Here is a 25,422-nt window from a genome sequence, read left to right on the forward strand (position 1 = left end):
GCCCCGCGGATCCCGCGGGTCGTCCACCGCTGCCAACGCGACGAACAAGCTCCGCCGGTCACCATCGGTGACCACGGTCGGGCACGGCAGGTGCGGGGGTCGCTGCGGCAGCACGATCTCGGTCAGTGATGATGACATCAGCGGGTGCGTCCAGTTCTCGATCACGGTTGTCTTCGCAAACACCATGATCACGAACAGGCCGCACCCGTCCTACATGGACCCGGCCCCACCCATTCAGCCGCCAAAAACCCCAGCTCACAGACCCTTCAACCGACTACGCAACCGCCCTGACATCGGCCAACCGTCGCCAGGCGACGAGAAACGCTTCGTTGACAACGTCGGACGCCCGATCCTGCCCCACGGGGCGTACCGCGTACCGCATGACGGCGCCGTAGTGCCGCTGGAACAACTCCACGAATCTTGTCCGGTCGTCTTCCGGTCAGCGCTCCGGGCCCACGACCTGCTCGAAGCGGAACTCACGGATGAGCTCAGCGAAGGCGGTCGCCAGGAGGCGTCCGGAGTCGCGCCCGGCGCCGGTAACAGCAACCCGTAGTCCGTCGAAATTCACCACAAGATCAGGCAGTTGAAGCTGACTTGACGTCAAGAGTGGGGTCACCGGCGGCGCCCCTTCGGATGCGCCCGTGCCTGGTCCGGAGCATGAAAGCCGACAACGGGGGAAGAAGCGATCCCGGCGATGGTCGCGAAGGGTGACGGGCCAGAAAGAGTGACGGGCCGGGAAAGGCAGCCGGATGCGGGGGGCGAGGGCGCAGGATGCGGAGTTCGTCCGCCCGGACCTGTCCCACCGGGCCGTTGCCCGGCTACTCGTCGTGCTCGCCACCGCCTCCGGCTGCCTCGACGTGTTCTGCGTGACCCAACTCGGCGGGTTCTTCGCCAGCGTGATCACCGGCAATCTGGTCCAGCTCGGCCACAATCTCGTCGCCGCCGACCCTCGCCTGCTCAGCGGCGGGTCCGCTGCGGTCGGCGGCTACGCAGTCGGTGTGGCCGGCGGCACCCTACCGCTGCGTCACGCCGGGTTGGGCTGGCGTTCCCGTACCCACGTGGTCACCGCAGCCCAGGTGCTGATCCTGGTCGGGGTGGCGGGTGGCTGGTGTGCCAGCGGAGGGCAGCCCGGATACCCCGCCTCGCTGGTTCTGCTCTTCGCCGCCGCAGTCGCCAGTGGGATCCAGAGCGTGGTGACGATCAGCTCCGGAATACCCCACGCCGCCACGACGTACCTCACCGGATCGCTGACCTCCATCGTGCGGGGGGTGGTCTTCGACCCGCACCGGTTCGCGGCGGGTGCGGCCGGCGTGACCCGGTTGGTGGGGCTCCTCGGCGGGGCGGTGCTCGGCGCGGTGGTGCTGCGGGTCGCGCCGCTCTGGGCACCGGCGCTCGCCGCCGCGCTGGTGGCCTCGGTCCTGGCCACTGCGATCGCCATCAGCCGGTCACGCCGCCGGCTGCCGTCGCGCTCACCGGGCGAAGACAAGCAATCACCGGGCGAAGACGAGTGATCACCGGGCGAAGATGAGCAGCAGGATCACCGTGAGGATCGCGCTGATCAGCACCGAGCCGAGGCAGCCCAGGCGATTGGAGAAGAAGACGAACACGGAGGTCGTGGTACCCACCGCTGACTGGTTCAGGCACCGACCCCAGGAGGAGTCGGTGCCTGAACCGAGCCGCCCACCTTTGCGCCGCCGGCCTCGGTACGTGCCGAAAGTGCGCCGAAAGTGCGCCGAGTCAGCGGTACTGGATCGGGCCCGTGTTACCGGCCATCTGCTCCAGCCGGGCGACCCGCTCCTCCATCCGAGGGTGGGTGGAGAAGAGCGCCGCCATGCCGCCGCCCTTGAACGGGTTGTCGATCATCAGGTGGGCGGCGCTGGTGAGCTGCCCCTGCGGCGGCAGCGGGCGCGCCTGGGTGCCCTTGTGGATCTTCTGAAGGGCGCTGGCCAACGCCAACGGATCCCGGGTGAGCTGGGCGCCGGAGGCGTCCGCCTGAAATTCGCGGCTACGGCCGATCGCCAGCTGGATCAGCGTGGCGGCGATCGGGCCCAGGATGATGGTCAACAGCAGCACCACCGGGTTGCGCCCCTCCTCGTCGTCGCCCCCGAGCCGGATGAAGAACGCCAGGTTGGCCAGCGCGGTGATGATGCCGGCCAGCCCGGCGGCCACGCTGGAGATGAGAATGTCCCGGTTGTAGACGTGCGACAGTTCGTGCCCGATGACTCCACGCAGCTCGCGGTAGTCGAGGATCTCGACGATGCCCTGGGTGACACAGACGGCCGCGTTCTGCGGGTTCCGACCGGTCGCGAACGCGTTGGGCTGTCTGGTCGGGCTCACGTAGAGCCGGGGCATCGGCTGCCGGGCCTTGCTGGCCAGTTCCCGCACCATCTGGTAAAGCTCGGGGAACTGTGCCTCACTGACCGGTTCCGCCCGCATCGCGCGCAGCGCGAGCTTGTCGGAGTAGAAGTAGCTGACGCCGTTCATCCCCAACGAGATGACGACGGCGATGACCAGTCCGCCACTGCCGCCAAACCAGTAGCCCACCGCCAAGATCAGGGCGGTGAGCAGGCCGAGCAGCGCGGCGGTCTTCAGACGGTTATGGTGCACGGTCACTCCTTCGGTGCGCGGACCGCGTCGATCCGCTGACCGGTTCAACACCACCGGTACCCGTCAACCATCCGTCATATGGCTGTGAAATGCCTGGTAAAGAGGGGTGTAGGCCCGCTGGGTCAGCGGGCGGCGAGGTCGAGCACGAGCTGCGGGGCGAAGCCGACCACCAGCGCCACGACCGTCGCCGCCGCCAGGACCGCCGCGACCGGCTTGGCCCGAACCAGCACCGCTGCCGGTTCGCTCGGCACCACCGCCGGGTCGGCCGCCGCCGCCGGACCCGTCGCCGTCGCCGGACCCGCCGCCGCCACTGCCGGGTCGGTCGCCGCCATCACCGGGTCGGCCGGTACCACCGCCGGTCGGTCGGTGGACCAGAGCGCGGCGACGACCCGGAGGTAGTAGGCCAGGCCGAGCACCGCGTTGACCGCCACCACCAGGGCCAGCCAGCCGGCGCCGCCGTCGAGCAGCGAGCGGACCACGGTGACCTTCGCGAAGAGCCCGGCGAGTCCGGGCGGCAGACCGGCCAGGCCGACCAGTGCCAGCGCCAGCCCCACCGCCGCCCAGGGCCGGCGCCGGGCCGCGCCCCGCAACTCGTCGAGGGTGCCGCCGTCCGCGCCCGCCGGTCGCAGCGCGACCACGGCGGCGAACGCCGCCAGCTCCAGAACCACGAAGAAGATCGTGTACGCCACCGCTGCCGCGTACCCGGCGGCACGAGCGTCGGCGGTGCGGCCCGCGGCGAGGGCCAGCGCGCCGAGCGGCGCGAGGATGTAGCCCGCCTGGGCCACCGAGGACCAGGCGAGCAGCCGTACGGTGCGGCGCTGGCGCAGCGCCACCAGGTTGCCGACAGTCATGGTCAACACCGCGAGCAGCGCGAGCACCGGTCCGGTGGTCCGGGCCGGCAGGGCGTGCTGCACCACCGCGAGCAGGGCCACCACCCCGCCGAGCTTCGAGACCGTGGAGAGGTACGCGGCCACCGGCAGCGGCGCGCCGTCGTAGGTGGTGGGCGCCCAGGCGTGGAAGGGCACCGCCGCCACCTTGACCGTCAGCCCCACCACGACCAGCGCCACGGCGACCGTGGTCAGCGGGATGTCGAGGAGCCCTGGCTGCTCGCCGAAGAGCATCCCGAGCTGCCGGAGGTGCAGCGCGCCGGTGGACGCGTAGAGCAGGGCCGCCCCGAGCAGGGTCACCGTCGTGGCGACCACGCTGACCACGAAGAAGGTCACCGCCGCCTCGATGCTGGCCAGGCTGCCCCGGCGCAGGCCCACCAGGACGTACAGCGGAAGGGTGAGGGTCTCCAACGCCACGATCAGGGTGATCAGGTCACCGGCCGCACCGAGCACCACCCCACCGGTCATCGACGCGGCGAGCAGGAAGCAGTACTCGCCCACCGGTGTCGCCCCGGCCCGCAGCAGCGGCCCGGAGAGCCCCAACACGCCCAGGGTGAGCAACGCGACGAGTACGGCGACCAGGGCCGCCCGGCCACCGAAGACGTACGAGCAGTCGGCGCCGACACAGAACGTACGGCGTTCGCCGCCGCCGCCGACGAAGGCAGCGCTGGCGGCCGTGGCGAGCGCACCGAGCGCGGCGGCGGAGACGGTGACCCGCGTCCGGGCCACCAGCAGGTCGGCGAGGAGCACCAGCACCGCCGTCCCCGCGGCCAGGTACGCCGGCAGCAGCGCCACGTTGTCGACGGTCTGCACCATGCTCATGCCCGTACCTCCACCCAGCTCACGGGCGCCCCGGCAGCAGGGCGTCCACCGGCGCCTGGGCCACGCCTAGGACCAGGATCGGGGCCAACCCCACGGCGAGCGTGAGCAACACCAGCGGCGCCCAGGTCAGCAGTTCCGCCCTCGCCACACCCGGCCCGACCTGCGCCACCGCCGAGCTGGCCCGGCCGTGGGTGACCTGGCGGAGTAGCCGCAGGAGGTACGCGGCGGTGAGTGCACCACCGAACGCCGCGAGGACGGCGAGGGTCAGCCAGAGGGGACCACCGACCCGGACCGCGGCGACCACGGCGAAGGCCTCTCCCCAGAAGCCGGCCAGGCCGGGCAGGCCCAGCGAGGCGACGGCGGCGAAGCCGAGCAGCCCGGCCAGCCGGGGCGCGGTCTCCCGCAACCCGGACAGGTCCGCCAGGTCCCCGGTGTGGGCCCGGTCCTTGATGGCGCCGGCGAGGAAGAACAGCAGGCCGGTGATGATCCCGTGCGCGATGTTGCCGATCAGGGCGGCCCGCAGCCCGGTACCGGTGAGCGTGGCGACGCCGAGGAGCACGAAGCCCATGTGCCCCACGCTGGAGTACGCGATCAGCCGCTTCAGGTCGGTCTGCGCCAGGCAGACCAGGGAGCCGACCAGGATCGCCGCGACCGCGAGCACGCCGAGTACCGGCGCGGCCCATTCGGCGCCTTCGGGGGCGACGCCGACCGCGACCCGGATCAGCCCGTACGTGCCCATCTTGAGCAGCACCCCGGCGAGGATCACGCTGCCGACGGTGGGCGCCTGGGTGTGCGCGTCGGGCAGCCAGGAGTGCAGCGGCCACAGCGGGCTCTTCACCGCGAAGGCGAGGGCCAGCAGGGTGAACGCGGCGAGCTGCGGCCCACGGGAGAGCCCGGTGCCGCCGGTCAGCGCCACGATGTCCGCGGTGCCGGCAGCGGTCACCACCACCAGGACGCCGACCAGCAGCAGCACTGAACCGAAGAGGGTGTAGAGGGCGAACTTTCGGCCCGCCCGGCGCCGGTCGGGCCCACCCCAGCCAACGATGATGGCGTACATCGGCAGGAGGACGACCTCGAAGAAGACGAAGAAGAGCACCAGGTCGAGGGCGAGGAAGGTGCCGAGGATGCCCACCTCGACCACCAGCAGCAGCGCCACCAGGGCCCGCCCGCTCCCCCCACTGGGGACCTTCCACAGGGTGTAGCCGCAGCAGAGCAGGGTCAGCAGCGCGGTCAGCACGACCAGTGGCCAGGAGATACCGTCCACGCCGAGGTGGAAGCGCAGGTCCAGGCCGGGCACCCAGGGCAGGTCCACCTGGTGCCAGGGGCGTACCGCGGGGTTGGCGTCGGCACCCGCCCCGCCGTCGTCACCGCCCGCGACCAGCGGTAGCGCGGCGAGCAGGGTCAGCCCGGCGGCCACCGTACCGACCAGGCGGGCGGCCCGGTCGTGCCGGAGCGCGGCGACGACCGCCGCGCCGGCCGCCGGCACCGCCAGCACCGCGACCAGCAGAACCTGCCCCACGACCCCGCTCATGCGTCGCCTCCGATCAGCACCGCCGCCAGCCCGATCAGCAACGCGCCGGCCAGCACACCGGCTACGGCCCGGGGCAGCGTGGCGCGGTGCCACGCCGCCAGCCCGCCCCCGAGCCACCAGGCGATCCGACCGCTGCCGGTGACCGCTCCGTCCACCACCACCTCGTCGGCGGTACGCGCGCCGGCGGCGAGCCGGCCGATCGGGCGTACCACCAGGGTGTGCTGGAGGTCGTCGAGCCAGAACGCGCGGGCGGAGAGCGGTCGCAGTGGACCCAACAGCCCGGCCGGGTCACCGGCCGGATCTCGCCGCCAGCGGGCCCAGGCGAGCCCCGCCCCGAGCGCCAGCAGACCGAGCGGCAGCAGCACCGTCGGGCCGAGGTGCACCAACGGGTCGGCGGGCAGCAGCTCCGGCTCCCGGGTGGCCGACCAGGACGGTTCGAGCCACCCGGCGAAGGTTCCGGAGAATCCGGCCAGACCGAGCAGCGCCGCCGGGACGGTCAGCAGCAGCACCGGCCAGCGCAGCACCGCGGGCGGGTCGTGCGGCTGAGGCAGCGGGGTGCGGGGCGCGCCGAAGAAGGTGCGCAGCAGCAGCCGGGTGGCGTACCCGGCGGTGAGGGCGACCCCGACCAGCCCGGCCAGCCAGACCGACCAGCCCACCCAGGCTGGCGCGGGGCCGCCGTGCCGGGCCGCCTCCTCGGCGGCGTACAGCACGGAGTCCTTGCTGAAGAAGCCGGACAGCGGCGGCAGCCCGGCCAGCGCGCCGAGGCCGATCAGCATGGACCAGAAGGTCACCGGCATCGTGCGGCGCAGGCCGCCGAGCTGGGGCATCAGCGCGGTACCCGCGGCGTGGATCACCGCCCCGGCGGCGAGGAAGAGCAGCGCCTTGAAGGCGGCGTGGGTGAGCAGGTGGAACAGGGCCGCCGCGGGCGCGCCGACGGCCAGCGCGCCGGTCAGGTAGCCCAGCTGGGAGACCGTTGACCAGGCCAGGACCCGCTTGAGGTCGTCCTGGGCGATGGCGGCGAACGCGCCGAGCAGCAGGGTGATCGAGGCCAGCACGCCGAGCACCGCCAGGGCGACCGGCACCTGCCCGAAGAGGGGGAAGAGCCGGGCGACGACGTAGACACCGGCGGCCACCATGGTCGCCGCGTGGATCAGGGCGGAGATCGGGGTGGGGCCGGCCATCGCGTCGGGCAGCCAGGTGTGCAGCGGGAACTGGGCGCTCTTGCCGGCCACCCCGGCGAGCAACAGCAGGCAGGCGGCGGTGAGCAGACCGGTGGCGTGGTCGTGGCTGAGCACGTCGGCGATCCGGAAGCTGCCCGCGGAGACGCCGAGCAGCGCGATCCCGAGCAGGAAGCCGACGTCGCCCACCCGGGTTACCAGGAAGGCCTTCATCGCGGCGCCGGGCGCTGCGGGCAGCCGCCGCTCGTGGGCGATCAGGAGGTACGAGCAGAGGCCCATCACCTCCCAGCCGACCAGCAGCAGGATGAGGTCCCCGGCGACCACCACCAGCAGCATCGCGGCGGTGAAGAGGCTGATCTGGGCCGCGTACGGCGGGTAGCGGTGGTCGACGTCCACCTCGTCGTGCGGGCCGCTCCGGAGGTAGCCGATCGAGTAGACCTGCACCGCGAGGGCCACCGCGGCGACGGCGACCGCCACCAGCGCCACCGTCGAGTCCAGCCGGACGCCGAGGGTGACCGTCAGGCTGCCGAAGTCAATCCAGGTCCGGGTGGCCTCGGCCGGGGCGTCGAGGGTGGCCAGCAGCGCGACCGCGAGGAGTAACGACAGGGCCGCGCCGGTCGTCCCGAGGGTGATCGCCGCCCGGCGGGCCCGTCGCCGCGCCGCACCGGCTTGCGGGGATGCCGGCGGCAGCAGGAGCCCGAGCAGGCCGGTCACCAGGGGTACGGCCGGCAGCAGCGTGCCGAGCAGGACGGGCGTGCTCACCGGTCTGCCTCCCCAGGGGTGGCCGCCGAGGCGGGCGGGGGCGCTTTGGTGGGCGGCGGCGCCTTGGTGGGCCGCGGCGCTGACGGCTCGGCCGGGGCATTCGCCGACGGGTCCTCGGCCGGGGAGTTCGGCGACGGGGGCTCGGCCAGCGGCACCTCGTCCACGGCCACGCTGGCGCGCAGCCGGTAGAGCTGCAGCACGATGGCCAATCCGACGCCCACCTCGGCGGCGGCCAGCACGATCACGAACAGCGCGAAGACCTGGCCGCCATGCGGCAGCTGGGAGCGCACCGTGGTGTCGGCGGTGACCAGGATCAGGTTCACCGCGTTCAGCATCAGCTCGACCGCGATCAGCACCAGGATGGCGTTGCGCCGGCGCAGCACCCCGTACGTGCCGAGCCCGAACAGCAGGGCGGCGGTGACGTAGGGGATGACCGGCCTCACCGGGACCGCCCGCCCTCGGTGGAGGTCTCGGTGGAGGTCTCGGCGGAGGCCTCGTCCGCCCTGCTGACGCCGGCCTGGTCCACCGGTGACCGTCCGATGTCCGGGCGGGACAGGATGATCGCCCCCACCAGGGCGGCGAGCAGCAGCACCGAGAGCACCTCGAAGGGCAGCACCCAACTGCCGAAGATCTGCTCCCCGATCCGTTCGGCGCTGCCGGCCGTGGGCAGCGGCACCGACGACCACCGGTACGCGTCCACCAGCAGCGCGGCCAGCCCGAGCCCGGTGCCGCCGCCGATCAGGGCGGCCGGCCAACCCGGTCGGTCCAGGTCGGTGGAGGCGCCGATCGGAGCACGGGTGAGCATCACCGCGAAGAGCAGCAGCACCACCACCGCTCCCACGTAGATCAGTACCTGCACCCAGGCGACCAGTTCGGCGGTGAGGACCAGGTACATCCCGGCCACGGCGGCGAGGCAGAGCACCAGGTAGAGGCCGGCCCGGACCAGGTGTCGGGTGGTCACCGCCAGGGCGCCGGAGCCGACCGCCAGCGCGCCCAGGGCGAGCAGCAGCACGTCGGTGCCGGTCACGGGGTCGGGCCTTCCCCGGTGGCGGTATCCCCGGCTGGTCTGGGCCCGGGGCGAGGCGGGGGCTGTTCGGCAGGGCGGGCCGGGGCGGCCGCCGGTCGTTCGGTGGAGCGGGCCGGGGCGGCCGCCGGGGGCTCGGCGGGGCTGGCCGGGATCGCGGCCTTACGCGCGGCGGCGGTCTCTTCCTTGGCCGGCTCGCCGTTCGGGTCGTGCGCCGGCGGCGGCGGGACGGTGCCCATCCACTCGCCCAGGTGCTCCTTGTCGTGCAGGAGGTCCTTGATGTCGTACTCGGCGTACTCGAACTCCGGGGACCAGTAGAGCGCGTCGAACGGGCAGACCTCGATGCAGATCCCGCAGTACATGCAGAGCGAGAAGTCGATGTCGAACCGGTCCAGCACGTTGCGCTGCCGGGCACGGGCCGCCCCGGGCACCACCACCTCCTCCTTGTGCGAGTCGATGTAGATGCACCAGTCCGGACACTCGCGGGCGCAGAGCATGCAGACCGTGCAGTTCTCCGCGAGGAGCGCGATCACGCCGCGCGAGCGCGGCGGCAACGCCGGGGCGACATCCGGGTACTGCTGGGTGGCCGAGCGGCGGGTCATCGTCTTCAGCGTGACCGCGAGCCCCTTGACCAGGCCCACGCCGGGCAGGCCGCGCTCACCGTCGGCCGGGTCGCTGCGCTCGCTGGGGTCGGTCATGCCGACCATCCTGCCCTGCGCCCCCCGGCGGGCGCGACCACCACCCGGCGCGGGCTGCGGCGGACGGCCCGAGGCGAGGCACGGCTGGGTTACGGCGCGGCGCCTCGCGCACCGTCTGATCCGGCGATGATGGGTGGTAGGCGCATCGCGACGACCAGAGGGGGGCGGCGTGACCGAGGGTGCGACCGCGGGCAGCGGCGAGGCGGCGCTGCGCCGCACCGGCGGCAGATACGTCGAGCCGGGCGGCGAGTTCACCCGGGATCAGCGCTACATCGCCACCCGGATCACCGCCGACGGCGGGGACGGCTGGCCGGTGGAGCCGGGGCGGTACCGGCTCGCGGTGAGTCGTGCCTGCCCGTGGGCGAACCGGCTGATCATCGTCCGACGGCTACTCGGGCTGGAGGGCGCCCTCTCGATGGCGATCGCCGGCCCGACCCACGACCGGCGTAGCTGGAGCTTCGACCTCGACCCCGGCGGGCGGGATCCGGTGCTCGGCATCGAACGGCTCGCGGACGCTTACTTCGCGCGCTTCCCCGGCTACGACCGGGGGATCACGGTCCCCGCGATCATCGACGTGCCGACCGGGCAGGTGGTGACCAACGACTTCGCGCAGATGAGTCTCGACCTGTCCACCGAGTGGACCGCATACCACCGCGACGGGGCACCGGAGCTCTACCCGCAACGGCTCCGGGACGAGATCGACGAGGTGAACGCGGTGGTCTTCGCCGATGTCAACAACGGGGTCTACCGCTGCGGCTTCGCCGGCAGCCAGTCGGCGTACGACCGGGCGTACCAACGGCTTTTCGACCGGCTGGACTTGCTCAGCGACCGGCTCGCCGGACGCCGCTACCTGGTTGGGGAGACGATCACCGAGGCGGACGTACGGCTGTTCACCACGCTGGTGCGCTTCGACCCGGTCTACCACGGCCACTTCAAGTGCAACCGGAGCAAGTTGGCCGAGATGCCGGTGCTCTGGGCGTACGCCCGGGACTTGTTCCAGACCCCCGGATTCGGCGACACCATCGACTTCGATCACATCAAACGGCACTACTACGAGGTGCAGGGGGACCTCAACCCGACCGGGATCGTCCCGCTCGGCCCGGACCTGGCGAACTGGCTAACACCGCACGGTCGGGAGGAACTGGGTGGTCGCCCCTTCGGCGACGGCACCGCCCCACCGCCACCCCCACCGGCTGAGCGGGTTGATCCCGCACACACCCCACTGCGCTGACGGGCAACGGCGACGACGCGACGCGGCGCTCCCCGAAGGGCTCAGTCACCTATGCCGGAAGCGGAGTCCCGGAAGTAGTTCCCGAGACTCCGTCAGGATTTACGGCCTATTCCGGAGACCAGCCCTCCGCCCAATCGAAGGCATCCTTGAATTCTTCGCCGAGATACGGCCCATAGGCTGCAGCACCACCACCGAGTGAATGTACGCTGACAATAGTCCCGCCAACGCCGTCGAAATTCTTCACGTAGGGGCCGCCGCTGGCCCCACCGGATGTAGACTCGTCCAACTGGACCATTGCAGCCCCGTCGACGCCGAACGGGTAGCCTTTCGAGGTCGGCGACTTCTCGTAGTGATGCTGAGTCGCACCGCCATTTACGTCCTGCGGGTACCCGATAAGGACCACGTCTTCGTGGTCGTAGCCCGGGTCCCATTGCACAGCGAAAGGTGCAACAACACTGCCGACCGGATTAGGCCAGAGATCACCGTTTGCAGTGGTGAGGACGGCGAAGTCCTTGCTGTAGTCATTCGAGGCGTGGTCCGGCCAGTGCGGGCTGATGGTTACGGTGGTGACACCGAACTTGCCCAGTGGCTCGTCACCATCTTGCCACCCCGGCACGAACACAATGTTCTCGGACGCTCCGCCAACACCCGACATATACACACAGTGCGCGGCCGTCAGGACCAGTCGCTTTTTGGGACTGTCCACCACGCTCGACGAGCAGTAACTGTCGACACCATTTGCCAAGGTAAAGAAGATCTTACCCGCGGTGTTCGTGTGTGCCTCCGCGCCCGCGGTGTTCGTCTGTGCCTCCGCGCCCGCGGCGGCACGCTCGCCGGCAGCGCCAGTCACGGTGGGTCCCGCCAAGGGAGCAGCGGCGGCCATCCGCTCTGGGGTCCAGTAGTCAGTGACCAGTGCACCGGTCGTGGCGACAGGCTGGCCTTCCTGGGTTTCGAAATTGATGACGATCGGGTCATCCGGGCTGGTCGTGCTCGGCCCGGCTGTGGCAACTGATGACCCAGACGCTATCAGCGCGAGGGCCAGGCCGGCCACCGCAGGCAGCCGAAGGACTGGCTTCACAAAACTCTCCTGTCATGCATTATTGCAGCAAAAGCCCACTCACGGTAGCAAAAGGACAGTTGGTGTAGCAAGAGGACAGTAGGTAGATTCGCGAGGGTTGCCAGGGAAGCCACTAATGACGAGTTGATCAGGTTTTATTCACAACTAAGACGCGTCCAGCCTGGCCAAATAGACAAGCACCGCGCCGAGGTTGCCGTCGCCACATTGACTGAACCGCAGACCAGAGAAGGACACTCGTCGGACGATCGGCTGAGCCCTTGACCGGTGGCCGAGCCCGCACACCCTCGGACTACCAGCCTCGGGTGGGCAGTGGCCAGCGGAAGACACCGCCACGGCCACCTCCACCCTGGTCCGGGAGATCGAGCCACGCGTACTGGGTGCCACCAGTGGTGGCGGTGATCCCGAGACGATCGCGCCGCGGCTTGTCATGGTCAACCCACGACCGCCACGCCGACTCGACGGTGTCCCACAGCCGCCGGGGAGACGACTGCCGGACGAGTAGCGGCCCGTCAACGCACCGCAGTGCGGTGGCGACATCAACTCCGTCGTGGACTGTGAGGCCCACATTCGCCAACTCCTCGTCGAAGTGCTCGACAAAATGCAGCGTCGGCTGGTGGAGGAGAAGCCACAGCCGAAAGTCAGGGTCAGCCAGCGCCCCGGGATCAAGGCCGCTGACGCCGAGGCCCGCGAGATCATCAGAGACGGGTTCGGGCTGGTCGGCGAGGAAGCCGGCCGGCGTCGCCCGGGCGGCAGGGCGCATCGCCATGAACCACGCCTGCTCCACGTCGAAATGGCCGGACACCTCGTCGGGGCCAGATTTGGTCAGCACCGCGAGCGCTCCACCCATGGTTAACGGGGTGACAATCCGTCCGCCGTCAGCGAGCTGCTCGATCCACGCTGGTGGCACTCCTCGGGACGCACAGGTCGACAGGATGCGGTCATACGGGCCGTGCTCCTCCACGCCCTGCGCACCGTCTCCGACAACCACCGTGGGCACGTAACCCACGGTGTCCAAGCGGCCGGCGGCTTCGGCTACCAGCCCGGCATCGATGTCCACACTGGTGACGTTGGCCGCGCCCACCCGGTGGCACAGTAGTGCGGTGTTGTAGCCGGTACCGGTACCGATCTCCAAGACGCGGTGACCGTCTGCAACGTCAAGGATGTGCAGCATCCTGGCCACCAGTGACGGTAGGGAGGCTGAGCTTGAAACGACCCTCCTGCCCTCGTCCGACACCCACTGGGTAACCAAAAACCGGTCCGTGTACGCGGCTTTCAGCCACTCGGGGCGGTGGGTGGAGACAGCGCCGTCCACGAGCCGGCTGGGGCGGTTGTACTCGTCAAGTTCCCAATATCGGGGTACGAACACGTGTCGCGGGGTGCCCTCGAATGCCGCCCGCCACTGGTCGTCCGCTATCGCGGAATCAGCGGCGAGCTTGTCCGTCAACGTAGCCGCCCACGGCTGCCAATCAGTCAATTCATCACCCTTTCTCCAGTAAGTCAGCCAACGCGGGGGCTATTGGCAGCCCGGTTGCGCCTTCAATCCACCCGTACTGTCCAGCTGGATTGCACTCCAACATCCACCACTTGCCGCTTGGGTCGACCACGAAATCGAAGGCACCAAACACGATCCCAAAGTGAGACAGGAATGCTCGAACCCCAGCGGCCACCCGACCGGGAACGTCAATGATTTCATAGGTGAGGGCATCATAGTCGGCTCGAAAGTCTATCCGCGCCTTCCTGCTGTGCGCGGTGATGGCTGCCGCGAACATCCGCTCACCCACCACCGTCAGCCGCACCTCGTATGCCTTATCGATGAAGGGCTGGAACTGGTGAGCCGTTGCCTCGACCCCGCGCATGTCGGTTAAGTCCGCGCTAGACAGCAGGTGAGTGTTCAGCGCTTTCCGACGCCCCTCTTCGAGAATGGAGCCGAACCCGAGAGGTTTCATCACCATGCCACCGGGGTGGTGATCGGCAAAGCGGCGTACGGCATCAGCCTGATTGGTGACCAAAGTCGTTGGGACCGGGATACCACACCGTTGGGCCACAGCAAGCTGTATCGGCTTGTACATGTCAGCCTGCCGGCCCGGGTGGTTTACCCAGCGCACCGGCAAAGACCACAAGACCCCGCCGAACCCGAATTTCGCCTCGTGGGTGGCGTGCCACCGTTCGGCCGGAGACATACCGTCCGAGACAGCAAACGTGGTGGGGTTGCGGTACCACACGGACCGCAACCCCTCCAATGCCACCGTCCGGCGCTCGGTACGAAGTACGCCGCGCCAACCCGCCTCGGTCAGCTCAGCATCCAGACTGAGGCGGTTGGGAAACCACGAGGCATCACAACGAAACACGGGAACACCCCGCCGGTTCAGCATCTCCACCACCGCGTCCGCCGTCGGGTCGACATCCGCGGCAAGCACCAGAACGGTCATGTGTCAGCTCGGCTGGTCCGGCATGAAGTCCGGAGTCCACTCTTCGCCCCCGGTATTGGGGCCTCCGTCGGGCGATGGCCCAGTCGTTTTCATGGTTCCGGCCTGGACCGACCGGTGCCAGGGTTCACCGTTGGGGGTGACGCCGATCTGGTGGTCATCGCACCACCGCCACTCAGGCCGGACGACGCGGTCGGCGCTGTCCAGCGGCTGTGCGAAGCTCAGCCCGAAAGGGCGTACGCCCCGCTCGGACGGAAGGCTGTCACTCATTGCGGCTACGGTGCGCCTCGTTGCAAAACGTTCACTCTCGCTAACCATCATGCTGTCTCCGATCTCCTGCCTTACCGAACGATCTGGGGTCATCTGGCAGAGGTGGGCCGGCGGAGCTCTTGGCCGCGTCATCGAAGCTCCGGCGACTACGCCCACGACACAAACCGGTCGAACAACTCGTGGGGCTCGACCTGATCATCCGGGCTGAGGTGGTAGAGGTCGTGCATCGCCTCGTAGAGCAGGCCGGCAAGGTAGATCAACAGACCTGATCTTCGACCTTCGAATTCGACTCGGAGGAGGAGCTGGGCCTCGGCGCAGGGCCATGGCTGGCAGCAGGCGCGACACGCCCACATGGGCCGTAGCGGTGTGTGGGTTGGTCGATTCCCGATGCAGTGCTGAGGGTGCTCCGGATACGGACCGAGCCTCGGCTGCGGAAGCTGATGGAGGTTCATCACCGGCCTCCGTTGGCTCGCCACTGCTGGGCGGGGGTCAGCCGGCCGACGCTACCCGGCCGGGGGTAGAAGCAGGTCGGCTGCGTCATCCAAGCCGGCGGGGTCGTACTCCGGACTCGCTGCGGCAAGGCGGGCAGATCCGGCTCTTTGCAGCGGAACCAACGGACACGCATGGCAGTCTCCTCTTCCGCTAGTTGGGCAGCTCCGCCACGCTGAAGCCTCCCGGACCTGGAGCGAAGTACCTCCCCAGCGCCCAGCTGAGCGGTGCTGTGCGGTGTGCGACGCATTCTGGCGACACGGCCCTAACGTTGTACGGGGAGTTACGCCAGCGCCACGGGAACGGATCTGAGCCCAGCAAACCCCGTGGAACTATGCGGGTCTAGCGGTGTCCCGTAGTCCTGCTGTTGTCTCACAGCAACGACCAGAGCAAGCTCCGTGGCGGGGTCGATATACAGAAGCGCCAGCACTACCGCGCTCTGCAGTCGAGGGAGGTCGAAATGGCAGCGCGTCAACCCGGCAGCCAACGGTCGCCGCTCATTCACCCCCTGAGCTACGTTCGGCAGGAGCATGGATGGACCTATCAAGACCTGGCCCATGTCATCGCCACGCGCGTGGGCAACAGTGCCGCTCGGCGGGAGAAGGCGTGGCGGTGGGAACACTGGGGGGTGGTACCTGATTCGGCTTCACAGCTCGCCCTGGCCGCGGAGCTTGGGGTTTCGGTCGAAGCAGTGCACACCCTGGGCTGGCCACACTGGCTCCCCATCGGCGAGAGGGTCAAAATTGATGCCCCATGGTCGGTTGAAAATTGCGTCCAAGCTATGGACGAGACGGCGGGCAGAGCCGTGCTAGATCGACGCGGTTTCCTGGTACTCGGCGTCGGGGGTGCCGCCGTCCTAGCCGATCAGTGGCTCAGCATCGACCCGCCCCAGTTGGCTTCTGTCCTCCGCGGCGGGCACATTGACGCGGAGCTTGTGACCTGCCTGGAACAGCGCCTGCCCGCCCTTCGCCAGATGGACGCTGCGCTTGGCGGAGGGCACATCCGCAACGTTGTAGACGCGGAGCTACGGCTGGTGACCGACTTGCTGACAAAAGGCGCGTACACGGAGCACCTGGGCCAGCGCGTCTTTTCAGTCGCCGCGGAGCTAGGTCGCATCGCAGGGTGGACGAGCTTTGACAGTGGCTATCATGCTGCGGCCGAGAGGTATTGGATAGCCGCACTACGCGCTGCTCACACTGCGGACGATCGAGCAGCTGGTGCCAACATTCTCAAATGCATGAGCCTGCAACGGATGGACACCGATCGCACCGACGAGGCGCTGTCTCTCGCGCAAGCGGCACGCGAAGGAGCAAAATCCGCGCCGGCCCGCGTTTTGGCCATGCTGGCTGTCCGACAGGCACGCACCCATGCCGTTCGCGACGAGGTTCGGGACTGCGAACGGTTACTTATCGTGGCTGAACGGAACATGGACCGGGCCGACGAGGAGGTAACCCCCGCGTGGGCAGGTTACTTTGACCGGGCAGAGTACTGCGCCCAGGTCGCCGGAAGCTATCTGGCATTAGAACAGCACAAGGCAGCGGACTACTGGCTAGCCCAGTCGCTTGCTGTGCAGTCAATAGAACGTCGCCGCGACCGAGCGACATACCTTATCTGGCGAGCGGACAGCGCGCTCGGGCTAGGCGACGTGGAACACGCCTGTGAGCTAGTAAGTCGGGCAGCCCCTGACGTCGTCGGCGCCCGGTCTGTCCGTAACCGGAAGCGCCTTGCTGGCATCCACACCAAGATCAAGAAATATCGACACCCGGCCGTGGGAGCTCTGGACGATCAGCTCCACGGTTTGATCACATAGTCGGATGAACAACGTTGGGAAGCGCGTAGCGGTCGTTACGGGAGCCAACCGAGGACTCGGCTACGCGATCGCGCAGCGACTGGCCGAGCAGGGCCTACATGCGGTGCTGACGGCCCGAAGTGAACAGGCCGCCGAACAGGCTGCGGCGAAGCTTCGCGAGGAAGGGCTGTCGGTTTCGTCGCACCAACTCGACGTGACCGACCCGGCGAGCGTCGTCCGCGTCATGGCAGATACTGGAGTCACTTATGGTCGGCTGGACGTGCTGGTAAACAATGCCGCCATAGCCATCGACCGAGGCCAGCAAGCAAGTGCGGCAGACATGGAGAAGGTTCGAGCAACAATTGATGCCAACCTGATGGGAGCCTGGCGTTGCTGCACAGCCGCCATACCCGAAATGCGCAGACTCGGGTATGGCCGCATCGTAAACGTCACTACCCATATGAGCACCTTCGGGCAGATGAATTCTGGCAGCGTGGCCTACCGAATCTCCAAAACTGGGCTGAACGCCTTGACCTGCATCCTGGCCGCGGAACTCCATGCGGCGAACATCCTGGTTAACGCCGCCTCACCAGGCAAGGTCGCCACCCGGATGGCGTACGGGAAGGCAGAGCAGACTCCGGACGAGGCTGCCGACACCTTCGCTTGGCTGGCGACACTGCCAGACGGCGGTCCCACTGGGCAGTTGTTCTACCGACGGGAGCCGCTTCAATGGTGATCATCATCGATAGGGTTAGCGACGCAGGGGCGGTGAAGTACCCGATCTGGGTTGAACTGCGGCCAAAGCCCCTTCCGCAGGGTGCGGGGGGAGACGGCGGGCGGCGCGGACGGCATCGACGGTGAAGATGACCAGGGCCATCCAGACCAGGGCGAAGCCGGCCAGGCGAGCGGGAGGCATGGGCTCGCGGAAGATGATGACGCCGCAGCCGAGCTGGAGAATCGGGGCGAGATACTGGAGCATCCCGAGGCTGGTGAACGGCAGCCGGTTGGCCGCACCCGCGAACATCAGCAGGGGAATCGCGGTCGCCGCTCCGGCCGAGACCAACAGGGCGGTGTTTCCCGCCGACACCGCCCCGAACGCGGCCCCGCCGGTGCCGCCCAGCCAGGCCAGGTACGCCAGCGCGGGCAGGGCGAGGACCGCCGACTCGACGAAGAGCCCCTCGGCGGCGGGCAGGCCGAGGCGCTTCTTGACCAGCCCGTACCCGGCGAAGGTGAACGAGAGGACCAGCGCCAGGTACGGTGGGCGGCCGTAGTCGACGGTCAGCACCACGACCGCCGCCCCGCCCACGCCCAGTGCCGCCCACTGCGCGGGGCGCAGCCGCTCCCGCAGTACGAAGACTCCGAGCAGCACCACGACCAGCGGGTTGACGAAGTATCCGAGGGAGGTCTCCACCACCCGCTCGGAGTTGACCCCATAGATGTAGGTGCCCCAGTTGAGGGCGACCAGTGCGGCGGCGATGCCGAGCGCGGCCAGGGCACGCGGTCTGCGCAGCAGCGCACGCAGGAAACTGTGGTTGCGCATCGCCGCCAGCACCAGCGCGACGAAGACGACGGACCAGACGATCCGGTGGGCCAGGATCTCCAGCGGGCCCGCCGGCCGCAGCAGCCTCATGTAGAGCGGGGCGAAGCCCCAGAGCACGTACGCGCCGATCCCGTACAGGTAGCCGAGCTTGCGAGGCGTCACTGTGCAACGCTAAGGCACGGAAACGCGCTACAGGGCGATGCGGACGGTGACGGTCAGGACAAGCTGGGCCAACGACACGGGGACCAGCACCAGCCAACAGAGCCGCTGGAGCTGATCGGCACGCAGCCGTGGGTAGCTGACCCGGAACCAAATGATCACGAAACTGACCGCGGCGACCTTGAGCAGGGTCCAGAGCCAGCCGAGCTGCGCGTCGGCGAACGGCCCCTGCCAGCCGCCGAGGAACAGCACGGTGGTGAGCGCGGCGATCACCACGACCCCCACGTACTCGGCGAGCAGGAAGAACGCGAAGCGCAGGCCGGTGTATTCGGTCAGGTAGCCGAACACCAGCTCCGAGTCGGCGATCGGCATGTCGAACGGCGGCCGCCGGATCTCGGCGAGCCCCGCCACAAAGAAGACAATCATCGCGGGGGCCTGCCAGATCAGCCACCAGGGCTGCCACGCCTCGACGATGCCCGGCAGGCTCAGGGTGCCGGCCGCCATCGCCACCGACGCGGCGGCGAGCACGAACGGCAACTCGTAGCCGAGTAGTTGGGCCGCGGCGCGCAGACCGCCGAGGAGGCTGTACTTGTTGGCGGAGGCCCACGCCGACATCAGCACGGCGACCACGCCGACACCGACCACGGCGAGCACGAAGAAGAGCCCGATGTCCAGCGGCTGCCCGACCAGGTCACCCGGCCCGAGTGGGATCACCAGCAGCACCAGCAGGTACGGCACCAGGGCCACCACCGGGGCGAGCCGGAACACCGGACGGTCCGCCCCGGTGGGGGTGATCTCCTCCTTCTGGACGAACTTCACGCCGTCGGCGATCAGTTGCGCCCAGCCGTGGAAGGCGCCGGCGTACATCGGGCCCAGCCGGCCCTGCATGTGCGCCATGATCTTGTGCTCGGCCTGGCCGACCAGCAGCGGCAGGGTGAGGAAGGCGACCAGCACCGCGCCGACCCGGAGTAGCAGTTCTACCCAGAGCGGCATCAGGCCGTCCCCCCGTTCTCGGGGGGAGTCGGCGCCGGGCCCCACTCCCCCGGCGCCGGCACGCCCGGTGGGCGCATCGGCCGGCGACCGCCCCCGGCCTTGGCCTCGCCCGGCTCCTTCGCCCCCGGCCAGGGTTTGGCCACCCGGGAGGCGAGGACGAACTCCTTACGCAGCGGATGCCCCTCGAACTCCGGGGGCAGCAGCAGCGGCTTGAGGCCGACGTGGTTGACGAAGTCGATGCCGAACATCTCGTGGGTCTCGCGCTCGTGCCAGGCCGCACCCGGAAAGATGTCGACCACCGAGGCGACCCGTGGCGCCGCGCGGGACACCCGGGTGCGCAGCAGCAGCCCATGCCGGCACGTACTGGACCACAGGTGCACCACCACGTCGAACCCGGCGGCCAACTCGTCCACCGCGGAGAGCCAGTCGAAAAAGTCACAGGCCAGTTCAGCGTCGTCCCGGGCCGCACGCAGCGCGTCGGGCCAGCTCTCCGCGGGCACGTCAACGGTGGCGCGGGCGTACGCCTGACCGCCGGAGACCGAGGTGGTGACCTCGACCGGGGCGAGCAACGCGGCCATCCGCTGGCCTACCTCGTCCAGAGTCATGTCGCCGATCCTATGACCGCTGCGGTCGGCGTGCGTTGCGCAGCGGCGGCCAATCTCCACCGCGCGGACCGCAGGGATAGCTTGACCGCGGACCATCGGCCGGCCGATGGCTCGATCGGGGGGCCGCGCGGTATTCGACGCCCGGCGCCCGCCTCCCTCGGCGAAGATCAGGATCATGCGCGCGGTGACGGTTTCTCCCCGGGTTCCCGGCTCGCTCCGCCTGGTCGAGGACTGGCCCGAGCCGGCCGCTGAGGAGGGCGCGATCCTGGTCGAGGCGCTGGCGGTGGGGGTCTGCGGGAGCGACCAGGAAATAGTCGCCGGCCATTACGGCGAGGCACCCTCCGGCCAGGAGCGGCTGGTCATCGGGCACGAGTCGCTGGGCCGGGTGCTGGCGGACCCGACCGGCACCCTGCGCCGTGGGGACCTGGTGGCCGCGGTCGTACGGCATCCCGACCCGGTGCCCTGCCGGAGCTGCGCCGTGGACGAGTGGGACATGTGCCGAAATGGGCTGTTCACCGAGCACGGCATCAAAGGGCTCCCCGGCTTCGCGCGGGACCGGTGGCGGGTGCAGCCGAGGTTCGCGGTGCCGCTCGGTGCCGACTTCGTTCGGGTGGGAGTGCTGCTGGAACCCACCAGCGTGGTCGCCAAGGCGTGGGAGCAGATCGAGCGGATCGGCCAGCGCGCTCGGTGGGACGCGCGAACCGTCCTGGTCACCGGCGCCGGGCCAATCGGCCTGCTCGCCACCCTGCTCGCCACCCAACGTGGACTGACCGTGCACGTACTGGACCGAAACACGACGGGGCCGAAGCCGGAGATGGTCCGGGCGCTTGGTGCCAGCTACCACACCGGGTCGGTCAACGAGCTGGACTTCCAGCCGGATGTGCTGGTGGAGTGCACCGGCAACCCGACGGTGGTGCTGGACTCGATGTGCAAGGTCGGCCCGAACGGCATCGTCTGCCTGACCGGCATGTCCAGCGGTGGCCGGACAATCGACGTTGATGCCGGGGCGCTGAACGGGACGCTCGTGTTGGAGAACAAGGTGGTCTTCGGGTCGGTCACCGGAAACCGCCGACACTGGGAACAGGCCGTGGCGGCGCTGACCCGGGCCGACCACTCGTGGCTGGACTCCCTGATCACCCACCGGATACCGATGTCCGACTTCACGAGCGCGTACGAGGTCAGCGACGAGAAAATCAAGGTGGTCCTGGACCTCACCGCCTGAGCCGGGGACGCTCAGCAAGGGAACGGGTCAGGACGGGTCGGGTCGGGTCGGGTCGGGTCGGGTCGGGTCGGGTCAGGACGGGTCGGGCGGACGGACCGGCGGGGCGGTCAGCGACTCGGCGGAGCGGGGGGCGGGGGCGTCGGCCGGTGCGGCGAGGGCGTCCGGGCGGGAGACCCCGCCGACGCCGGCCTCCTCGGCGGCGATCTTCTCCTGTAGCCGCAGGATGCCGTGCAGCAGCGCCTCTGGCCGGGGTGGGCAGCCCGGTACGTAGACGTCGACCGGGATGAGCTGGTCAACGCCCTTGGTGACCGAGTACGAGTCCCAGTACGGCCCGCCGCAGTTCGAGCAGGCACCGAAGGAGATCACGTACTTCGGCTCCGGCATCTGGTCGTAGAGCCGCTTGATGGCGGGGGCCATCTTGTCGGTGACCGTGCCCGACACCACCATGAGGTCGGCCTGCCGGGGACCGTGCGCGAACGGGATCACCCCGAGGCGCATGAAGTCGTGCCGGCTCATGCTGGTGGCGATGAACTCGATGGCGCAGCAGGCCAGGCCGAAGTTGAAGACCCAGAGCGAGTAGCGCCGGCCCCAGTTCAGCACGAATCGGATCGGCTCGCCCAGCACAGCCGGCACCTGCACCTCGCAGCCTCCCTCATCCGTTCCCGGTACGACAGTCAACCACAGCGCCCGCGGCGGCGCCCGGCGCAACCGGCCGGCGTCGGCCCGGTTGCGCCGGCAGCTGCCGGCGGCGCCGCTCGGGCGCCCCGCCGTCAGTCGTGGGACCAGGTGGGTCGTTGCAGCAGGCCGACGAACTCCATCAGCAGGCGCTCCTGCAGCGCCACCGGCACCGCTTCGAGCAGGGTGTTCACCACGGCCATCCGGTCCGGCACCGGCTCGGCCGGCCCGGCGTCCGCCGCCTCGCCCAGCCCGAGACCGAGCCCGCCGGCCAGGCCGGCCACCAGGTCCGGGGTCAGCCCTTCCGGGGTCAGTGAGCGGGCGAGGGCGAGTAGTTCCGCGGGGAGCATGACCGGCCCGGCCGCCCGGGTCGCCGCGACGGCGTCGGCCAGGTCGGGACCGAACTTCGCCACCACCGGCGCCACCGACGCGGTCACCGTCAGGTGCACGGTGCGCGGCAGACCGGCGTAGGCGAGCTGCGGTTGGGTGTGCCAGCCCCGCGCGGCCAACTCGTCCACGAGCACGAAGAGGTCCAGCTTCGGATCGGTCGCGGTGAAGCAGATCGCGGTCGACTCGGGCTCGGCCGCGAGCCGCAGCCCGCCCGCAGCCCGGACGGCGTCGGCCAGCTCCCGCACCGCGTCCCGGGTCGCCGCCGCCAGCCGTAGGTAGCCGTCCTCGCCCAGGTGACGCAGGGTCGCGTAGGCGGCGGCGATCGGCCCGCCGGAACGGGTGGAGGCGATCACCGGGTTGATCATCGTGTAGCCGGGCCAGTCGGCGTGCGCGAAGTACTGCGGCTTCCGCAGCTCCGGGTCCCGGTGCAGCAGGATCGACACGCCCTTCGGGGCGTACGCGTACTTGTGTAGGTCGACCGAGATCGAGGTGACCCCGGGTACGGCGAAGTCGAACGCCGGCACCGGTTCGCCGAGGCGGCGGAGCCAGGGCAGGGCCCAGCCGCCGAAGCAGGCGTCCACGTGGCAGCGCACCCCGGCGTCGGCGGCGGCCGCCGCGATCTCGGCGACCGGGTCGATGACCCCGTGGGCGTATCCCGGGGCGGAGGCGACGACCAGCACGGTTTCGGGGCGAATCGCGGCGGCGATGGCGGCCGGGTCGGGGCGCAGGGTCTCCGCCGACACCGGCACCATGTCCACGGCCACCCGCAGGTACTGGCCGGCCTTGACGAACGCGGCGTGGGCGGTGACCGGCATCACGATCCGGGGTTCGGTGATCTCGGGGTGGGCGTCCCGGGCGGCCTTCACCGCCAGGATCAGCGATTCGGTGCCCCCGCCGGTGACCGAGCCCACCACGTCCGGCGCGGCGGTGCCGGGCCCGCCCCCGAGTAGCTGGGCGGCGGCACCGACCAACGCGTTCTCCATCGCGAGCAGGGACGGGAAGGCGGTCGGGTCGAGCCCGTTGACGTGGGCGCTCTCCGCGTGCGCGGCGGCGGTCAGCTCATCCAGCCCGGGAACCGCCGGGTCGTAGACGTAGGCGAACAGCCGGCCGCCGTGGGTGGGCCGGTCCCCGTTGCGCAGTGCCCGGATTCCGGCCAGAACGCGCTCCGCCGGCAGTCCGTGGGCGGGCAGTCCCGCTTCGTCGATCATTCAGTGGTGCCCTTTCCGTGGGTGTCGGCGACCGTGGTCGCCGCCGAAGGTCCGGATTCGCGAGAAGGTAGCTCCTCCGTGACGGCATCGAGGTCAGCGGGGGTGAGGGAGTAGGGGCGCAGCAGCAGGGTGGCGGCACCGACCAGGATGGCGGGGAGGACGGTGAAGCCGAGGAGGATGCCGAGCCGGGCGGAATCCGGCTGGGTCGCGGCGGCTCCGGTGTCCGACGAGAGGTAGCCGGAGAGCTGGAGCACCAGCCCGAAGATGCCCGGGCCCAGCGCCAACCCGAAGGTCTCCCCGGCGGTCCACACCCCGGTGAAGACGCCCGCCTGCCGCCGGCCGGTGCGGGCCTCGTCGTAGGCGATGCAGTCGGGCAGCATGGCGAGGGCGAAGACCTGCTGGCCGGCGTATCCGACGCCGACCAGCGCGACCAGCAGGTAGATCCCGACGGCGGGGAGCACCTCGGCGGCGACCAGGGCCAGCGCACCGCCGGCGAAGAGGAGCGCGGCGGTGACCAGCCCGGTGCGCTTGCCGAACCGCTGCCCGACCCGGCTCCACAGCGGCATGACCAGCAGCGCCGGCCCGACGAAGCAGGCGAACAGGACGGTCGGCCCGCTCTCCGGGTTGCGCAGGATCTGGGTGGCGAAGTAGTTCACGCCGGCCAGGATCGTCGCCACCCCGGCGGACTGGATCACGAAGCAGGCCAGCAGCACCCGGAACGGCCGGTTCCGGCCGGCGGTCCGGAGTTGGACCCGCAACGAGGGCTCGCTCTCGTGCACGACGCCGACCGGCGCGGACCGGGTGCCCACGAACGCCCCGACCGCGCCCAGCAGGATCAGGACGGCGACGAAGAGCCCCATCCAGCGGTGTCCGGTGATACCGCCGCCGCCCGCGTCCCGCACCAGCGGGGCCACCGCGCCGGAGATCAGAATGGCCAGCGCCAGCACCGCGATCCGCCAGGTCATCAACCGGGTGCGTTCGGTGTAGCCGGTGGTCAGCTCGGCCGGCATCGCCACGTACGGAACCTGGAAGAAGGCGAACGCGGTCGCGGTGGCCAGGAAGGCCAACGCCACGTAGCCGCCGGCCGCCGCCCCGGCGCCGAACGGCGCTGCGAAGATCGCGCCGAAGCAGACGGCGAGCGCGATCCCGGCGCCGAGGAGGTACGGGCGGCGGGCTCCCCACCGGGAGCGGGTGCGGTCGGAGATCCGGCCGGCGACCGGGTTGACCAGCACGTCCCACGCCTTCGGCAGCAGCACGAGCAGGGCGGCGATTCCCGCCGTCACGCCCAGCGTGTCGGTCAGGTAGGGCAGTAGCAGCAGCCCGGGCACGGTGCCGAAGGCCCCGGTGGCCAGCGACCCGGTGGCGTAGCCCAGGTGCACCCGGCGGGGCAGCGCCTCGCCTCCGGGTGAACCGGCAGGGTCGCCGGCCGGCGCCGGGCGGGCGGTGGAGCCAGCAGCAGGTGGACCGGTTCCAGCCGGCGGCGCGTCCATGGCGCCGAATATTACTCACAAGTATGGCGGCGGTCACATCCCTACTCCGGCGACCAGCCCGCCGCCCGCAGGTCAACCCGGTCGCCGCGCAGCGGTGTCCCCTCGGCGAGCAGCCGGGCCCGGGCCGAGAGCTCATGCCCGGGGGGAAGCCGGCCGGCCGAGTTCACCACCCGATGCCAGGGCACGCCCCCACCGTGGCGGGCCAGGATCGCACCGACGAGCCGGGGCGACGCCCGCCCCGACCGTTCGGCGAGCGCGTCGGCCACCGCCCCGTACGACATCGCCCGGCCGGGCGGGATGCGCTCGACCAGTTCCAGCACCGCCTCGACGTACTCCTCGGGTTCCACG

The 25,422-nt window shown here is 70.1% G+C and carries 25 protein-coding genes and 1 pseudogene; 5 read left to right on the forward strand and 21 right to left on the reverse strand.

The annotated features are described in order from the left end of the window. Together T398_RS16285 and T398_RS16290 are read right to left on the reverse strand one after the other, a co-directional pair. Positions 1–192, reverse strand: a 192-nt coding sequence (locus T398_RS16285) for a hypothetical protein (protein ID WP_496447907.1), incomplete at its 3' end; no start/stop codon positions are given. 295 nt (positions 193–487) lie between these two features. Next, positions 488–568, reverse strand: a pseudogene (locus T398_RS16290) (SDR family NAD(P)-dependent oxidoreductase); the annotation flags it as partial. Between the two features lie 181 nt (positions 569–749). On the opposite strand from T398_RS16290, the gene T398_RS16295 reads away from it, so the two are divergent. Further along, the gene (locus T398_RS16295) at positions 750–1,511 is read left to right on the forward strand and encodes a YoaK family protein (RefSeq protein WP_496447909.1); all 762 of its coding nucleotides are present in this window, start codon (positions 750–752) and stop codon (positions 1,509–1,511) included. 226 nt (positions 1,512–1,737) lie between these two features. Here the strand turns inward: T398_RS16295 and htpX are convergent, their stop codons facing one another. The 7 genes from htpX to T398_RS16330 form a co-directional block, all read right to left on the reverse strand. Further along, positions 1,738–2,607, reverse strand: coding sequence for a zinc metalloprotease HtpX (gene htpX, locus T398_RS16300; protein WP_496447911.1), 870 nt, complete (start codon positions 2,605–2,607; stop codon positions 1,738–1,740). 122 nt (positions 2,608–2,729) lie between these two features. Continuing rightward, positions 2,730–4,316 carry an NADH-quinone oxidoreductase subunit N gene (locus tag T398_RS16305; protein ID WP_496447913.1) on the reverse strand — a complete coding sequence of 529 codons (1,587 nt, stop codon included), beginning with the start codon at positions 4,314–4,316 and terminating at the stop codon, positions 2,730–2,732. A gap of 19 nt (positions 4,317–4,335) precedes the next feature. Next, a complete protein-coding gene (locus T398_RS16310; protein ID WP_496447914.1) occupies positions 4,336–5,847 on the reverse strand; it encodes a complex I subunit 4 family protein in 1,512 nt (503 codons plus the stop codon). Further along, positions 5,844–7,787 carry an NADH-quinone oxidoreductase subunit 5 family protein gene (locus T398_RS16315; RefSeq protein ID WP_496447916.1) on the reverse strand — a complete coding sequence of 648 codons (1,944 nt, stop codon included), beginning with the start codon at positions 7,785–7,787 and terminating at the stop codon, positions 5,844–5,846. Before T398_RS16315 ends, T398_RS16310 begins: the two co-directional genes overlap by 4 nt. Further along, positions 7,784–8,230: an NADH-quinone oxidoreductase subunit NuoK gene (gene nuoK / locus T398_RS16320; RefSeq protein ID WP_496447918.1), complete on the reverse strand. Its 447-nt coding sequence runs from the start codon at positions 8,228–8,230 to the stop codon at positions 7,784–7,786. The genes T398_RS16315 and nuoK overlap by 4 nt, the downstream gene beginning before the upstream one ends. Further along, on the reverse strand, positions 8,227–8,814 hold the full coding sequence (locus tag T398_RS16325; RefSeq protein WP_496447920.1) for an NADH-quinone oxidoreductase subunit J family protein: 588 nt from the start codon (positions 8,812–8,814) through the stop codon (positions 8,227–8,229). Before T398_RS16325 ends, nuoK begins: the two co-directional genes overlap by 4 nt. Next, positions 8,811–9,509: a NuoI/complex I 23 kDa subunit family protein gene (locus T398_RS16330; RefSeq protein ID WP_496447922.1), complete on the reverse strand. Its 699-nt coding sequence runs from the start codon at positions 9,507–9,509 to the stop codon at positions 8,811–8,813. Before T398_RS16330 ends, T398_RS16325 begins: the two co-directional genes overlap by 4 nt. A 169-nt stretch (positions 9,510–9,678) precedes the next feature. On the opposite strand from T398_RS16330, the gene T398_RS16335 reads away from it, so the two are divergent. After that, positions 9,679–10,740 (forward strand): glutathione S-transferase family protein, encoded by a 1,062-nt coding sequence (locus T398_RS16335; protein ID WP_496447923.1) that lies wholly within the window; start codon positions 9,679–9,681, stop codon positions 10,738–10,740. A 106-nt stretch (positions 10,741–10,846) separates the two neighbouring features. Here the strand turns inward: T398_RS16335 and T398_RS16340 are convergent, their stop codons facing one another. From T398_RS16340 to T398_RS16360, 5 genes are all read right to left on the reverse strand, one after another. Next, on the reverse strand, positions 10,847–11,791 hold the full coding sequence (locus tag T398_RS16340; RefSeq protein ID WP_496447925.1) for a trypsin-like serine peptidase: 945 nt from the start codon (positions 11,789–11,791) through the stop codon (positions 10,847–10,849). Positions 11,792–12,107: 316 nt separating this feature from the next. Continuing rightward, a complete protein-coding gene (locus tag T398_RS16345; protein WP_496447927.1) occupies positions 12,108–13,292 on the reverse strand; it encodes a methyltransferase domain-containing protein in 1,185 nt (394 codons plus the stop codon). 4 nt (positions 13,293–13,296) lie between these two features. Then, complete coding sequence (gene tgmB, locus T398_RS16350; RefSeq protein ID WP_496447929.1) at positions 13,297–14,247, reverse strand: ATP-grasp ribosomal peptide maturase; 951 nt, start codon at positions 14,245–14,247, stop codon at positions 13,297–13,299. A 3-nt stretch (positions 14,248–14,250) separates the two neighbouring features. Next, positions 14,251–14,646: a putative ATP-grasp-modified RiPP gene (gene tgmA / locus T398_RS16355; protein WP_496448055.1), complete on the reverse strand. Its 396-nt coding sequence runs from the start codon at positions 14,644–14,646 to the stop codon at positions 14,251–14,253. A 14-nt stretch (positions 14,647–14,660) separates the two neighbouring features. Further along, positions 14,661–14,966 carry a hypothetical protein gene (locus T398_RS16360; protein ID WP_496447930.1) on the reverse strand — a complete coding sequence of 102 codons (306 nt, stop codon included), beginning with the start codon at positions 14,964–14,966 and terminating at the stop codon, positions 14,661–14,663. 497 nt (positions 14,967–15,463) lie between these two features. Here T398_RS16360 and T398_RS16365 point away from each other — a divergent pair, with 497 nt between their 5' ends. Next, the gene (locus tag T398_RS16365; protein ID WP_496447932.1) at positions 15,464–16,813 is read left to right on the forward strand and encodes an NsdA family TPR-like regulatory protein; all 1,350 of its coding nucleotides are present in this window, start codon (positions 15,464–15,466) and stop codon (positions 16,811–16,813) included. 4 nt (positions 16,814–16,817) lie between these two features. Further along, a complete protein-coding gene (locus T398_RS16370) occupies positions 16,818–17,528 on the forward strand; it encodes an SDR family NAD(P)-dependent oxidoreductase (RefSeq protein WP_496447933.1) in 711 nt (236 codons plus the stop codon). Positions 17,529–17,543: 15 nt separating this feature from the next. Here T398_RS16370 and rarD read toward each other — a convergent pair whose 3' ends face one another. From rarD to T398_RS16385, 3 genes are read right to left on the reverse strand one after another with little or no spacing between them, the layout of a single operon-like run. Continuing rightward, a complete protein-coding gene (gene rarD / locus T398_RS16375) occupies positions 17,544–18,494 on the reverse strand; it encodes an EamA family transporter RarD (RefSeq protein WP_496447934.1) in 951 nt (316 codons plus the stop codon). A 27-nt stretch (positions 18,495–18,521) separates the two neighbouring features. Next, a complete protein-coding gene (locus T398_RS16380) occupies positions 18,522–19,484 on the reverse strand; it encodes a complex I subunit 1/NuoH family protein (protein WP_496447935.1) in 963 nt (320 codons plus the stop codon). Further along, the gene (locus T398_RS16385) at positions 19,484–20,089 is read right to left on the reverse strand and encodes an NADH-quinone oxidoreductase subunit C (RefSeq protein WP_496447937.1); all 606 of its coding nucleotides are present in this window, start codon (positions 20,087–20,089) and stop codon (positions 19,484–19,486) included. Before T398_RS16385 ends, T398_RS16380 begins: the two co-directional genes overlap by 1 nt. 175 nt (positions 20,090–20,264) lie before the next feature. On the opposite strand from T398_RS16385, the gene T398_RS16390 reads away from it, so the two are divergent. Next, complete coding sequence (locus tag T398_RS16390; protein WP_496447938.1) at positions 20,265–21,311, forward strand: glucose 1-dehydrogenase; 1,047 nt, start codon at positions 20,265–20,267, stop codon at positions 21,309–21,311. Between the two features lie 72 nt (positions 21,312–21,383). On the opposite strand, the gene T398_RS16395 is transcribed toward T398_RS16390, so the two are convergent. From T398_RS16395 to T398_RS16410, 4 genes are all read right to left on the reverse strand, one after another. Continuing rightward, on the reverse strand, positions 21,384–21,950 hold the full coding sequence (locus tag T398_RS16395; protein ID WP_019870551.1) for an NADH-quinone oxidoreductase subunit B: 567 nt from the start codon (positions 21,948–21,950) through the stop codon (positions 21,384–21,386). Between the two features lie 131 nt (positions 21,951–22,081). After that, positions 22,082–23,584 carry a pyridoxal phosphate-dependent decarboxylase family protein gene (locus T398_RS16400; RefSeq protein WP_496447940.1) on the reverse strand — a complete coding sequence of 501 codons (1,503 nt, stop codon included), beginning with the start codon at positions 23,582–23,584 and terminating at the stop codon, positions 22,082–22,084. Continuing rightward, positions 23,581–25,074, reverse strand: a complete 1,494-nt coding sequence (locus T398_RS16405; RefSeq protein ID WP_496447942.1) for an MFS transporter — start codon at positions 25,072–25,074, stop codon at positions 23,581–23,583. The genes T398_RS16400 and T398_RS16405 overlap by 4 nt, the downstream gene beginning before the upstream one ends. Positions 25,075–25,115: 41 nt before the next feature. Further along, positions 25,116–25,421, reverse strand: a complete 306-nt coding sequence (locus T398_RS16410; protein WP_496447944.1) for an MGMT family protein — start codon at positions 25,419–25,421, stop codon at positions 25,116–25,118. Between the last annotated feature and the right edge of the window lies 1 nt (position 25,422).

The organism is Salinispora goodfellowii, from assembly GCF_059570675.1.